This window comes from Bifidobacterium sp. LH_512, assembly GCF_056356435.1.
In genome coordinates this window covers 892767-906496 of record NZ_JBKEUE010000001.1, presented here as the reverse complement: position 1 = coordinate 906496, position 13730 = coordinate 892767, and the positions used below count along the sequence as shown (strand labels likewise).

The 13730-nt window shown below is 54.2% G+C and carries 12 protein-coding genes; 11 read left to right on the top strand and 1 reads right to left on the bottom strand.

What is annotated here, in order from left to right:
- Positions 1-60 precede the first annotated feature (60 nt).
- A complete protein-coding gene (locus AC1AWD_RS03980) occupies positions 61-507 on the top strand; it encodes a type II 3-dehydroquinate dehydratase (RefSeq protein WP_476563895.1) in 447 nt (148 codons plus the stop codon).
- 643 nt (positions 508-1150) lie between these two features.
- On the opposite strand, the gene AC1AWD_RS03975 is transcribed toward AC1AWD_RS03980, so the two are convergent.
- On the bottom strand, positions 1151-2167 hold the full coding sequence (locus tag AC1AWD_RS03975; RefSeq protein ID WP_476563893.1) for a hypothetical protein: 1017 nt from the start codon (positions 2165-2167) through the stop codon (positions 1151-1153).
- Positions 2168-2473: 306 nt separating this feature from the next.
- Between AC1AWD_RS03975 and AC1AWD_RS03970 the strand changes: the two genes are divergently transcribed.
- From AC1AWD_RS03970 to AC1AWD_RS03925, 10 genes are all read left to right on the top strand, one after another.
- Positions 2474-2719, top strand: coding sequence for a hypothetical protein (locus AC1AWD_RS03970; RefSeq protein ID WP_476563891.1), 246 nt, complete (start codon positions 2474-2476; stop codon positions 2717-2719).
- Between the two features lie 90 nt (positions 2720-2809).
- Complete coding sequence (locus AC1AWD_RS03965; protein ID WP_476563890.1) at positions 2810-3841, top strand: DUF2142 domain-containing protein; 1032 nt, start codon at positions 2810-2812, stop codon at positions 3839-3841.
- Positions 3842-3887: 46 nt separating this feature from the next.
- A complete protein-coding gene (locus AC1AWD_RS03960; RefSeq protein WP_476563888.1) occupies positions 3888-5549 on the top strand; it encodes a CTP synthase in 1662 nt (553 codons plus the stop codon).
- A 193-nt stretch (positions 5550-5742) separates the two neighbouring features.
- Positions 5743-7386 carry a L,D-transpeptidase family protein gene (locus AC1AWD_RS03955; protein ID WP_476563887.1) on the top strand — a complete coding sequence of 548 codons (1644 nt, stop codon included), beginning with the start codon at positions 5743-5745 and terminating at the stop codon, positions 7384-7386.
- A gap of 290 nt (positions 7387-7676) precedes the next feature.
- A complete protein-coding gene (gene sufB, locus AC1AWD_RS03950; protein WP_476564573.1) occupies positions 7677-9131 on the top strand; it encodes a Fe-S cluster assembly protein SufB in 1455 nt (484 codons plus the stop codon).
- Positions 9132-9134: 3 nt separating this feature from the next.
- Positions 9135-10352, top strand: coding sequence for a Fe-S cluster assembly protein SufD (sufD, locus tag AC1AWD_RS03945; protein ID WP_476563885.1), 1218 nt, complete (start codon positions 9135-9137; stop codon positions 10350-10352).
- Positions 10353-10382: 30 nt separating this feature from the next.
- On the top strand, positions 10383-11162 hold the full coding sequence (gene sufC / locus AC1AWD_RS03940) for a Fe-S cluster assembly ATPase SufC (protein ID WP_476563884.1): 780 nt from the start codon (positions 10383-10385) through the stop codon (positions 11160-11162).
- A complete protein-coding gene (locus tag AC1AWD_RS03935; RefSeq protein WP_476563882.1) occupies positions 11159-12436 on the top strand; it encodes a SufS family cysteine desulfurase in 1278 nt (425 codons plus the stop codon). Before sufC ends, AC1AWD_RS03935 begins: the two co-directional genes overlap by 4 nt.
- A 46-nt stretch (positions 12437-12482) precedes the next feature.
- Positions 12483-13031: a Fe-S cluster assembly sulfur transfer protein SufU gene (gene sufU, locus AC1AWD_RS03930; RefSeq protein WP_476563880.1), complete on the top strand. Its 549-nt coding sequence runs from the start codon at positions 12483-12485 to the stop codon at positions 13029-13031.
- A gap of 86 nt (positions 13032-13117) precedes the next feature.
- Entirely contained in the window at positions 13118-13726 is a 609-nt protein-coding gene (locus tag AC1AWD_RS03925) for a metal-sulfur cluster assembly factor (RefSeq protein ID WP_476563878.1), read from the top strand.
- Positions 13727-13730 lie beyond the last annotated feature (4 nt).

The following is a 13730-nucleotide window of genomic DNA, read 5'->3' as shown; positions in this document are numbered from 1 at the left end:
GCGGCGGAACAACGTCGGCACAACCTCGACACAGCCTCAGCACAACGGAAGGAATGATCTATGCGTAAGATAATCGTTGTCAATGGTCCGAATTTGGGGCGCCTTGGCGTTCGCCAGCCGGATGTGTACGGCCGTCAGGATCTGGAGACGCTTCGTCGCCTATGCATTGAATGGGGCGCCGAGCTGGGTCTTGAAGTGGAAGTGCGTCAGACCGATGACGAGGCCGAGATGATCGGCTGGATGCATAAGGCCGTCGACGAGAAGACGCCGGTTGTGATGAACCCCGCCGCCTTCACCCATTACTCGTATGGCCTGTCCGACGCCGCCCACATGGTGGGGGATGCCGGCCTGCCGCTGATGGAAGTGCATATCTCCAACCCGTCCGCACGCGATGAGTTCCGCAAGCGTTCGGTGATCTCCCCGGTCGCCACCGGCACTATCACCGGCATGGGCTTTTACGGCTACAAACTGGCCTTGGAGGCCGTCGCCCATCTGCTGGAAGACTGACTTCCCTCTGTTCATCGGGCATCTCAAAACCTTCGAGAGGCCGTTGCTCATCTGTCGGAAGACTGACTTCCCATTCAGCTGACGTTTTACTCCTGTTTGTCAGGTAGCGGCTTTCCTCTGTCGCTGCCTCTGTGAACTTGGGTATCCGATGTCGTAAGCGGCATCTTGTGGAGCATAATCAAAGGCCCTGCTCCACAAAGTGCTGCGAAAATTCCCTTTTGCAGCACTTTGCGGAGCGTCCCAGCCTTTTATGCTCCGCAGCGTGCCACAATGGAGCCGTTTTGCGGCAATCGGTACTGCACTGAAAGTTCAGTACCTTTTATTCTTGATGCGGCCCGATACCTCGTTGTTATTCCCCTGCCGATCCGTCTCCTCCGCGACGAAATGCGGAGGCCAAAACAAGGCCATCCTCCCCAAACCGTCGCGAAACACCATGTTCGCGACGGTTTGGGGAGGGCATAATGCCCGCGACCTCCGCATTCAGTCACAAAACACCACCTTTGCGACTGAATGCGGAGCTTACTCCGATTTTGTCCTCCGCAAGCCGTCACAAAAGAACAGATTCGCGGCAGCTTGAGCAGTCAGCAGTGAAAACATGCGCGGCGGAAGCCAGTCTAAAGCAATTACTGTTTGTGAAAGTGTCCTACGCCAGCGGAGGCTTTGGAATAGAGCGGTATCCCGGCCATGGAACACCCGCATTACGTAAACTGACCACTAGTGGTGTGCGCTGCATCGCTTCCTTATATGTGCAATGAATGATTTTGGTCACGCCAAACTGCCGCAATATATTGTCGCGTTCCATTTGATCGCCGACAACTTGTTCCACTGTGCGTTTATTGGTCATGCGAGGATTCGTGTACTTCTGCATTCCATCAAATTCAAGAACGATTAGACGACCATCATGCAATCGCCATATATAGTCGACTCGGAAACGTGTCGCAGGACAATCCGGATCGTAAAATTCAACCTGTAATTCTGGTACTGCAAAGCCTTCAAGAATAATGACGCCACGTACTAATGATTCACCACCATTTTCACTGGCGGCGTCTGCATAGTGCAGCAAAGTTTGTACGATCGAACAATTTGCTTTCATTTTGCTACATTCGGTCAGGATTGCTGTTGGCGATATTTTTTGCCGCAGGGCACAATCGAACATGCCGAGTGCATATTCAAAAGGTATACGCAATGCGCAATCGACTAGTGTACGTTCCGGTGACGTTACTAGGAGACCGGATTTATTGATAACGGGTATTTGTGTCATACAAATACGATTGAGATCGATTGCATTTGAAACCTGTAAAGATTGCGCTGACCGATGAGAACGTGGGGCTGCGTGATACTGATCTGCAATTGTTATAGCGTTGTTATGAAGATATCTTGCATGCCAGAAGCCGTATATGTCAGCTGCCGTAAGTCCTGCGAATACCCATTCAGGATGTTGCAGGGTAAGAGCGCGAGTGACGTACATTATTTGCTGACATTCATTCAATGCATTCCAGCATGATGCTTCGATATAAAGGCCGCGATATGGCGAGATGATTTCTCCTGATCTGCGGCGTCGTCGCAGAGCGCATTGGACAGCGTTATTCGTGGCGACGGCGCATCGTTGCTGTGCAGCCGCTTCCGCCAGAATGGATGTAACCTCGGCATGCTGTCTCATAACATGACGGTACAGGTAAACGAGGTATGCGCGCAACCGCTTCCGGCAAATGTGGATAACTCTATGAGTAGGGTATGTCTCACTATTTTCCAGCTATAAAGATCTATTTCTCGATGCTTCCCAGTCTGGTGATTGCTGCAACGGCTACTGAAATTGATATTTTTGAGGATTTTGTCTGGGGGGGGGGTAGCCTAAAGCGAATTGATGGGAGTGTGCTGTGACAAAGATGTTCATGCTTAAAGACTTGCCCCTTTACGAGTGAGAGGATGCGAGTAGTCAGAGTCATGGCCGGCAACTGGATTTTGCATGATGGAAAATACTTTTTTCGATAGATTACGGTGTTTCATGCCATTGATTGTCGCTTTAGGAACGCTGCTTATCGGTGGATGTTTTATGTTGCTCGCAATTCCGGGACACATTCCGGATGTTTGGGCGCATATATACCGTATTGATGGCATATTGAACGGGGATTTGCTCGCACGTCCAGTATCTTCAAAAAGCATGCTTCATGGAGGATCCGGTAATGTCGGCGGTCATGTGGCATGGAAGTGAATTGATTTTTCGCAGCAATATTACGATGGATACGATCCCAACGTTGTTCTACCGGAAACGATTACGGTGCAAGATTCAATAGGCGCGGACGTGCCCTATAACAATACAGCGACGAATACTCCGTTTGTATACCTGCTGCAGTTAATTGGTTTTGTAATTGGAAAGTTTTTCAATTTGCCGGCACTGATTACGTATAGGCTGACTGAAACGATTACGTTGCTGGTATATGCGGGGTGTATGGCAGCTGGGGTTGCGCTGTTACCCCATTGGCGTGTTTTTGTGGGACATATAATGTTGTGCCCTTTGATGCTGTTTCGTTATTCTTTTGCGATTTCAGCGGATTCAATGACACAGGCGCTGACTTTTCTTCTTTCCTGTATGATTTTTCGTACTCTGTATTGTCGAGTATCGGCATTGTATTGCATTGGCATCGTTGCGGTATGTGTAGCGGTGTCGATGTGTAAATTTATATATTTGCCCATTGTTGTGCTGATATTGTTCATTCCTTGGAACCAGCGTTGTCTTGATAAACAATCTGGTTTTGTGAATTACCGCAAGCAGGATGGAAAAACTTCAATCTCCGACAGTGTTCTATATGATATACGCACCTGGATATGCTGCGTAGGTGATACGCTTGCAATTGGATGGGTGTTGATTTGGCTAAAGCTGACTGGATGGTTTGTAACAACCCCAATGATTGTTTCATACGAAGAAATGTCGGCGCGCAAGCATGCTTTGATGACTGATCCGCAGGCGATGATTCATGCTCTACGGTCGATTGGATTGTCGATTTTAGAAGCCAAATCAAATCTCGACCGGCCTTTGGACAGTTTGCTGATTCGAATTTTCTGGATTTTATTTATTGTGATGCTGATTATTTTGATTGCTGCCTCTGTAAAACAGATTCAGAATCGCGAGCATGTTCTATTTTGGTGGGCATCCGTTTTGGTTGCTGGGGGAATTGTGCTCTTGACATATTTGGCCCTCTGGTTGCAATATACGTCATCAAATGCTGCAGTGGTAGAAGGCATGCAATACCGCTATTTTGTGCCTTTATCGGTGCTGTGCGCCTTGTGTATGTTCGAATGCGTACGAGGATTGGTGAATGAATCCGCAGTGTAAGATGTGCAACACGCCGCGTCACATGAGGGTGATATGCTGAAATTCCATGGTCAGAAGACAACATGGTAATTCTCAGGAACACGTCACCAAGCATATCTTCGTCACCGGTGGTGTCGTTTCATCTCTTGGCAAGGGCCTGACGGCCTCTTCTCTTGGACGTCTGCTTCGCTCTCGTGGCATCCACGTGTTGCAGCAGAAGCTTGATCCGTACATCAATGTGGATCCGGGTACGATGAACCCGTTCCAGCATGGCGAAGTCTACGTTACTGAAGACGGCGCCGAAACCGATTTGGACATCGGCCACTATGAGCGTTTCCTTGACGTGTATCTGAGCCAGAAGGCGAATGTCACCACCGGCCAGATCTATCAGGAGGTGCTGCGTAAGGAACGCGCCGGTGAATATCTCGGCCAGTGCGTGCAGGTCATTCCTCACATCACCAACGAAATCAAGTCGCGCATGCGTGCGCAGGCTTCCGACGATGTCGATGTGATCATCACCGAAATCGGCGGCACTGTCGGCGACATCGAATCCCAGCCGTTCCTTGAGGCGGCCCGCGAAGTTCGTCGCGATCTGGGCGCCGACAACTGCATGTTCGTGCATGTTTCCCTTGTGCCGTACATCGCCGCCGCTCATGAGCTCAAGACCAAGCCGACCCAGCACTCCGTCATGATGCTGCGACAGCTGGGCATCTCCCCGGACGCATTGGTGCTGCGTTCCGACCGTCCGCTGAACCAGTCCATCAAGGACAAGATTTCGCTGATGTGTGACGTGGACGCCGAAGGCGTGGTCAATTGTGTGGATGCTCCGAGCATCTACGACGTCCCGAAGATCCTGTTCGATGAAGGCCTTGACGCCTATGTGGTCCGTGAGCTCGGTCTGCCGTTCCATGACGTAGATTGGGATGAATGGGAGGACCTGCTGGAACGCGTCCACCATCCGAAGCACGAAGTGAACATCGCCATCGTCGGCAAGTACATCGACCTGCCGGATGCCTACCTGTCGGTCACCGAAGCCATCAAGGCCGGTGGTTTCGCCAACTGGGCCAAGGTCAACGTCAAGTGGGTCGCCGCCGATAAGTGCGCCAGCCCCGAAGGCGCTGCAGCAGCGCTCGATCAGGTCGACGGCATCTGCATTCCGGGTGGCTTCGGCATCCGCGGCATCGACGGCAAGATCGGTGCTCTGCGCTTTGCCCGTGAAAACGGACTGCCGGCGCTTGGTCTGTGTCTCGGTCTGCAATCGATGGTTATCGAATACGCTCGTGACGTGCTTGGCATCGAAGACGCGAACTCTTCCGAATTCGATCCGAATTGCGCGAACCCGGTTATCGCCACGATGGAAGAGCAGAAGGACATCGTCGCTGGTCATGGCGATATGGGCCACACGATGCGCTTGGGCTCCTATCCGGCGGAACTGCTCGAAGGTTCGATCGTCGCCGAATTGTACGGCACCACGCATGTCACCGAACGTCATCGTCACCGTTACGAAGTGAACGTGGCATACAAGGATCGTCTGCGTGAAGCCGGACTGGTTATTTCCGGCCAGAGTCCGGACGGTGAGCTGACCGAATTCGTTGAGCTGCCGCGAGAAGTGCACCCGTTCTACGTTTCGACGCAGGCACATCCGGAGTTCAAGTCGCGCCCGACGAAGCCGCATCCGCTGTTCGCCGGTCTGGTGAAGGCCGCACTTGATCATCAGCGCGAACGCTGAGCCGTGCGCGAACACTGAGCCGCACATGATTGAAGCTAGACATTTTCAATTGAATAGTCAGCTAAATCACACAATATAAGCGTCATGGCCATGGATTTTCTCCACGAAAATTCATGACCATGTTGCATAATTGGGGCGTTATCGGGTGATGTGCGTGCAGCACAAACAGAACGCAAACCTTTAGGAATTGCAGATGAGTGAAGCACAGGGGAGCGCAGCGGAGTTTCCTGAGGAAAACCGCAACGCGATGAATGATGAACAGACTATGAGCGACGCCGATACCACAAGCGTGTTCACTCCGATTAATGTTGTCGGAGACGTACAGCCGCTTGATTTTGCCGACGACGAAGCCTTGGCCACCAAGAAGAAGCGTAGTTTGCTGTGGCTGTGGATTCCGCTGACGATTGTGGTGGTGTTGGCTGCGATAGGTGCTGGTGGTGTCTGGTTTTTCCAGTCGCACACGCTTCCGGGCGTGAAATTGTGGGGCACTTCCATGCTTGGCCGCACGCAAAGCCAGATTGCGGCTAAAATCGATCAGCAGGTGTCTGATGTCGGCATGCAGGTGTCATACAACGATATGACGGTGAAGGTATCGCTGGAAGATTTGGGCTTGTCGGTCGATTCTGATGCAATCGCTTCCGAAGTGTTCGAAGCGAAGCGTGATCTTCCCTGGTGGCAGCAGTTCGCTTTCTGGAATACCATTGACATTGCCGACGCCCCGTTCAACGCGAAGGCCGCGGTTGCGGACGCGCTGAATGAGAAGCTGGACATTGAAGAGGCCAAGCCGGTCGACGCGTCGGTGCGATTGAACGCCGACGGCACCGGTTTCGAAACCGTCGCCGCTCAGCAGGGCGAAGGTCTTGGCGTTACGGATATCGCCGAGGAAATGCGTGACGTCATCGAATCCTTTGGAAGCCATGACGCGCAGACCATCGCGTTGAAGAAGCAGACCATCGATCCGGCCGTCACCGACGACATCGCCGATCAGGCGAAGAAAACGCTGAATGATTTGGTTGCCAATCCGATTCAAATCACCATCGACGACCATGCAATCGCCACATTGGACGCCCCCGCGCTATTCGCTTCCATGCGAATCGACGCGAACGATAACGCCGTACTCGCCAAGAACGAAACACGTAACGGCTATGTCGTATTCAATGCCGACAAATTGCAGCAGTATTATTCGGACAGCATCAAGCCAAATCTGAAAACGGGTCGCGAAGACCGCGAAACCATTGTCAATAATAATGGTGATGTGCTGGAAACCATTACGGAAGGCCATGATGGTGTGACTGTGGCCGACGGTGCCGACGCGAATATCGGCGTTCAGGGCGTTGAAGCGCTGGCGAATGGTGGTGGCAACATCGAAGTCGAAGGCACAGTCGACCCGATGAAGGAGATTACGACGAAGCGCCATGTCGTCGTCGATCTGTCCGATGGCAAGGTATATGCCTACGAAAACGACAAGCTGGTCAAGACGATGAGTATGTCCGCGGGCGAAGGCAATAATCGCGCCACTGGCGCATGCACTGGCGACCTGTGCACGCCGACCGGTGATTTCACCATTTGGCTGAAGTACCAGTCGCAGGACATGAGCGGTAATCTGACTCTGTCCGATGGATCCACGTCACAGTGGGATGTCAAGGATGTCGGATTCGTCAATTACTTCTCGAAAACCGGTTGCGCGATCCATCGTATCGTCTCCCCGATGACGGATGCGCAGATTGCCGCAATGAACGCCAACACTTCCCATGGCTGCGTCGGCATCGGTTGGGATGTTGCCGAATGGTTCTACGGTTGGTGTCTGTATGGAACCAGCGTGCACGTGCAGCAGTAGCCGTATGGTCCATGGGTGAATGCGGAAAGCCTCGCATGCGAAAGCGCACAAACAGTAAGCCCCGCCATGTCGCGGGGCTTACTGCATGTCAGAGAAACCGCTGCCATTGCACATCCATGTGGCTGTGTGTAAGCATGTGTTAGGTATGTCACGCTGTAGGCGAATCGTATTTTGCACTGAATACTGGCGTGGCCGTATAAATTCTGTTAGTTTGATTCAGGACTACATCGTGATTGGAGGCAGCGTAGGTGAGTGAGAACCAAGCGCCAAACGCGGCGGCAGACGTGGAGATGAGCCAGTATGTGGCAGACCGCGGCCGTGTGAATGAGGAAAAGCTTCGTCAGGACGAAGAGATCATCAGCCAGTTCGGCGATTACACGTATGGCTGGCATGATTCAGACGCTGCCGGCGAAGCCGCGAAGAAGGGCATCAGCGAGCAGGTCGTTCGTGAGATTTCCGCCGATAAGAACGAGCCGGAATGGATGCTGGAAAAGCGTCTTGAAGGATATCGTGATTTCATCAATCGCCCAATGCCGAAGTGGGGCGTTGATTTGGATGATTTCAACGCCGATGACTTCAAGTATTATGTCAAGCCGATCGATAAGCAGGCTGCGACGTGGGAGGACCTGCCGGACGATATTCGCAAGACGTATGACAAGCTTGGCATTCCTGAAGCCGAGAAAAGCCGTCTTGTTTCAGGCGTTGCCGCCCAGTATGAATCCGAAGTCATTTACAATTCGATTCAGGAAGATCTGAAAAAGCAGGGCGTCATCTTTGTGGATACCGATACCGCCGTGCAGGAGTATCCGGAACTTGTGCAGAAGTATTTCGGCAAGTGCATTCCGAGTAATGACAACAAGTTCTCCGCCCTGAACACGGCCGCATGGTCGGGCGGCTCCTTTGTATATGTGCCGAAGGGCGTACATGTCGATATCCCGCTGCAGGCGTATTTCCGTATCAACACCCCGAATATGGGCCAATTCGAACGTACGCTGATCATCGCCGACGAAGGCTCCTACGTGCATTATGTCGAAGGCTGCACGGCACCGATCTATTCCACTGATTCGCTGCATTCCGGCGTTGTCGAGATCTTCGTCGAACCGCATGCCCGCGTGCGTTACACCACCGTGCAGAACTGGTCGAACAACGTGTACAACCTGGTGACGCAGCGCGCGTATGTGCGCGAAGGCGGCACGATGGAATGGGTTGACGGCAATATCGGTTCGAAGGCCACGATGAAATATCCGGCCTGTATTCTCGCTGAGCCATATGCCAGCGCATCCACGATGTCGCTTGGTTTCGCCGGCACAGGTCAGTATCAGGATACGGGCGCGAAAATGATTCATCTCGCGCCTCATACAAGCTCCACGATTGTGGCGAAGTCCATTTCCCGTGGCGGCGGCCGTTCCGCGTACCGTGGCCTGGTCAAGATCGTCAAGGGCGCTGAGGGATCTTCCTCGAATGTGGTCTGTGACGCACTGCTGGTCGACGATTACAGCCGTACCGACACGTATCCACATGTGGACGTGCGCGAGGACGACGTTTCCATGGCTCATGAGGCCACGGTGTCGAAGGTGTCCGAAGATCAGCTGTTCTATCTGATGAGCCGTGGCCTTGAAGAAAAGGAAGCCATGGGCATGATCGTGCGTGGCTTTGTCGAGCCGATCAGCCGTGAGCTGCCGATGGAATACGCGCTTGAGCTGAACAGACTTGTGGAATTGCAGATGGAAGGATCGGTGGGCTGATCTATGGCAGCAGAAACCGAAATCAACATTCCCGTTGCGGGAAAGAACGACTCGTACGCGAATCCGGCCGGCATGCCGTCCAGCGCCGACCGTGCTCCGCGTTCGTTCGAATTGGATGATTTTTCCATGCCGGAACGCAATCAGGATGACTGGCGTTTCACTCCGGTCGATCGTATTTCTGAATTCTTCGACGTATTCGAGCCGAGCGGCCATACCGAAATCACGGTAGGCAATGTTGATGGCACGTCGTTTGATCCGGCGATCGTCAATGTGCAAACCGTGCGTATGGGAGAGATTCCCACGGGAACCGTTTCCAAGCCGAATGATCGAGCTTCGGTTGTGGAATGGCATTCCGGTCGCACCGCCACCGTTGTGCGCATCACCGCCGACACGCAGCAGCCTGTGCTGATCAACGTTAAGGGCAAGGATTTCGACTTGGATGCGCTGCACCTGGTCATCATCGCCGAAGCCAATGTGCACGCCGATATTGTCGTTGAGCATAATGGCCCGGCGTGTCTGGCTGAAGGCGTCGAAATCGTCACCGGCAAGGATTCACACGTGTCGACTACGTTCGTTCAGGAGTGGGAGCCGGGCAGCAAGCATGTCGGCAACCATCGCATTCATGTGGGGGAGGCCGCATCGCTGCGTCATTCGGCCGTGACCTTGGGCGGCGATTTCGTGCGCATTCGCATGGACCAGGATTTTGCCGGTCCTCAGGCGGATCTCAATATGCTGGGCATTTACTTCGTCGATCCGGGAGAACATATCGAACATCGCACGATGGTCGTGCACAATCAGCCCGAATGCAAGTCCCGCGTGGTCTACAAGGGTGCGCTCTCCGGCAAGGGCGCGCACAGTACGTGGGTCGGCAACGCTCTGATCGAGCCGAATGCGCCGGGCACGGATTCCTATGAGCTGAACCGAAATCTGGTGCTTACTCCGGGTGCAATCGCCGATTCCGAGCCGAATCTGGAAATTGAAAACGGCAATATCGTCGGCGCCGGTCACGCCAGTTCGGTGGGCCGTTTCGACGATGAGGAGCTGTTCTATCTGCAGTCGCGCGGCATTTCGGAAAAGGAAGCCCGCAAGCTGGTGGTGCGCGGCTTCTTCGGCGAGTTGGTTGAAGAGATTGGCGTCGACGCTATTTCGGAACACTTGATGAACGTGATCGATCGTCGTCTGACGCGCAGCGAAAACGTGAACGCTGCCGATGCGGCGTGAATTTGAGACTTGAATTGGAGGAAATACAGCATGTCAACTCTTGAAATCAAAGACCTGTACGCCTCGGTGGAAACCAAGGAAGGCCGCAAGCAGATTCTGAAGGGCGTGAACCTCACCGTCAATTCCGGCGAAGTGCACGCGATCATGGGCCCGAACGGTTCGGGCAAGTCCACGCTGGCTTACACGATTGCCGGCCATCCGAAGTATGAGATCGATTCCGGCCAAGTGCTGCTTGACGGCGAAGACCTGCTGATGATGACCCCGGACGAGCGTGCCAAGGCCGGCCTGTTCCTGGCCATGCAGTATCCGGTGGAAGTGCCGGGCGTGTCCATGACGAACTTCCTGCGCACTGCGAAGACGGAGATAGACGGCAAGGCCCCTGCGATTCGCACGTGGACGAAGGAACTGACCGAGGCGATGAAGCGACTGAAGATGGATCCGAAATTCGCCACCCGTTCCGTGAACGAAGGCTTCTCCGGCGGCGAGAAGAAGCGCGCCGAAGTGCTGCAGCTGGAATTGCTCAAGCCGAAGTTCGCCATTCTTGACGAAACCGATTCCGGTCTGGACGTCGACGCGCTGCGCATCGTATCCGAAGGTGTAAATCGCGCGAAGGAAGCGAATAACTTCGGCGTGCTTATGGTCACGCACTACACGCGTATCCTCAAGTACATCAAGCCGGATATCGTGCACGTATTCGCCGACGGCCACTTTGTGCGCACGGCAGGCCCTGAGCTGGCCGACGAGCTGGAAGAGAACGGCTACGACCAGTATCTGCCGGAAGGCTCCGATTCGGAATCGGCTTTGGCATGAGTACAGATCTTGCTTCCATCCGAAGCCAATTTCCGATTCTGCATCAGCTGATTCATGGCGTGCCGCTGGATTATCTTGATTCGGCGGCCACCGCGCAGAAACCGGAATACGTGATTGATGCGGAAACCGAGTTCTACCGCACCATCAACGCCGGCGTGCACCGTGGCGCTCATGAATTGGCGGCCCGTTCCACCATGGCGTTCGAAGATGCGCGCGCGACCATCGCACGTTTCGTCGGCGCCGAATGGCAGGAAGGCGGCGAGGAAATCGTCGTCACTTCCGGCGCCACAGGCGGATTGAATCTGTTGGCCAATGCATTCGGATTGGCATCCTTAGGCCGTGGAGGCAAGCTGGCGGAACGGTTCACGTTGAAGCCGGGCGATGAAATCGTCGTGTCCAAAGCGGAACATCATTCCGTGTTGCTGCCCTTCCAGGAGTTGGCCGCCCGCACCGGTGCCACGCTCAAATGGCTGGATCTTGACGTTGAAGGGCGCATCCGTACCGATGCGCTTGAATCGACTATCACCGAACGCACTCGCGTCGTCGCCGTCACTCATGTAGGCAACGTCACTGGTGCAATCACTGATATCGTACCGATTGTGCGGCGCACACACGACGTGGGCGGCCTGTTCATATTGGACGCCTGCCAGTCCGTTCCGCATCTGGCTGTCGACATGCATGCTTTGGACGTCGACTTTGCAGTGTGGAGCGCCCATAAAATGTACGGCCCGACCGGCGTGGGCTTCCTGTATGGGCGTCGCAGTCTGCTGGAGGCGTTGCCGCCTGCGAATTTCGGCGGGTCCATGGTGGAATTGGCTTGGATGGACGCACCCGCGCAATACATGACTCCTCCTGCGAAATTCGAAGCGGGAACCCAGCCTGTGGCTCAGGTCGTCGCGGCGGCCGCAGCCGCGAAGTGGATGTCGAATATCGGCATGGATGCCATCGAAGCGCATGAACGTCAAATCACCGATCAACTGCTGAAACTGGGTGATATCGATGGTGTACGTATCCTCGGTCCTCGTTCGGCCGAGCGGCGTATCGGCACGGTCGCATTTGACGTTGAAGGCGTGCATCCGCATGATGTCGGCCAATTCATTGATGCGAAGGGTATCGCCATTCGCGTCGGCCATCATTGCGCACAGCCTGTGCACCGTCATTTCGGCATTTACGCGTCGAATCGTGCATCGACGGGCGTATACAACACGGTTGAAGACGCCGAGAGACTGATTGATGCGGTCGCTCAAGTGCGGGACTTCTTCGGCGCCGCATAATCACAAAACACAGCGACTCCGAGACAGATAACGAAATGGCAGGAATATGAACGATTTCGGTATAGGTGACGCGGATCTTGAACAGATGTACCAGGAAGTCATCCTGGAAGCATCGAAGGATCCGCATGGTAAGGAGCATTTTGCGTCTGACCTTGCGCAGGAGGGCGCGTCGACGGGAACAAACAGCACCATGCGCGCGTTGCATGAGTATTGCGTACCCGGTGAATCACATCAATTCAATCCGACCTGCGGCGATGAGGCGACGGTTCATGTTGAAATTTCAACGGACGAGCCGCATCGCATCAGTCGTATCGTCTGGGATGGCCACGGTTGCTCCATTTCGCAGGCAAGCCTGTCCATTATGGTCGACCTTATTGAGGGGCAGACAATCGATGACGCGATGGCATTGGCCGCCGATTTCCACAAATTGATGGAATCACGTGGCGCAGGTTTGAACAATGAAGACGCTGAAGAACGATTGGGTGACGCCATCGTATTCCAGGGAGCCTCCAAATATCCGATGCGTATCAAATGCGCGTTGCTTGGATGGGAAGGCATGAAGGATTCGGTGGTAAAGGCGTTGGCGTCCGCCTGATACACGATTTCGGCTTTGTGTGACTGGCATGTCGCAAGGCGGTCGGATATGGTGGATACGACGTCAAGAACGATAATGGAGTGACAATGAGCGACAATCTGGTTCCGGAACCCTCCGCAACGGTATTCGATTCGGTGAACAAGGTGATCGGCAACGAAGACGCGGCCCGTCGTGTTATGGCCAATCCGAATCTGGCTGCACTGTATACGTCGAGCGATGACGGCAATCATGCTGCAGCCGCCGACGCTGCCGATAGCCGTGCCTCGGGCGGTTGTGGATGTGGCGGTCACGAGCACAGGGGAGAGGGAGCTTGTTCCTGCCAACAGCAGGAAGACGGCATCCCGTTGAAAGCCGTTGACGAAATCGGACGTGCCACGGCTGCGGATGTGCGTGAAGCACTGCATCAGGTCATCGACCCGGAATTGGGTATCGACGTCATCGATTTGGGTTTGGTATACGGCATTGAAATCGACGAATTGGGACGCGCCATCATCACCATGACGTTGACCACGCCGGCCTGCCCGTTGACCGATCTAATCGAAGATGAATGCGCCAGCACACTTGCCGGGCTGGTTGACGAATTCCGAATCGACTGGACCTGGCAGCCGCGCTGGTCGACGGCGAAAATCACACCGGAAGGTCGCGAACAGCTTGCCGCATTGGGCTTCAATCTTGATGCAATGCCGCAATACTGATCAC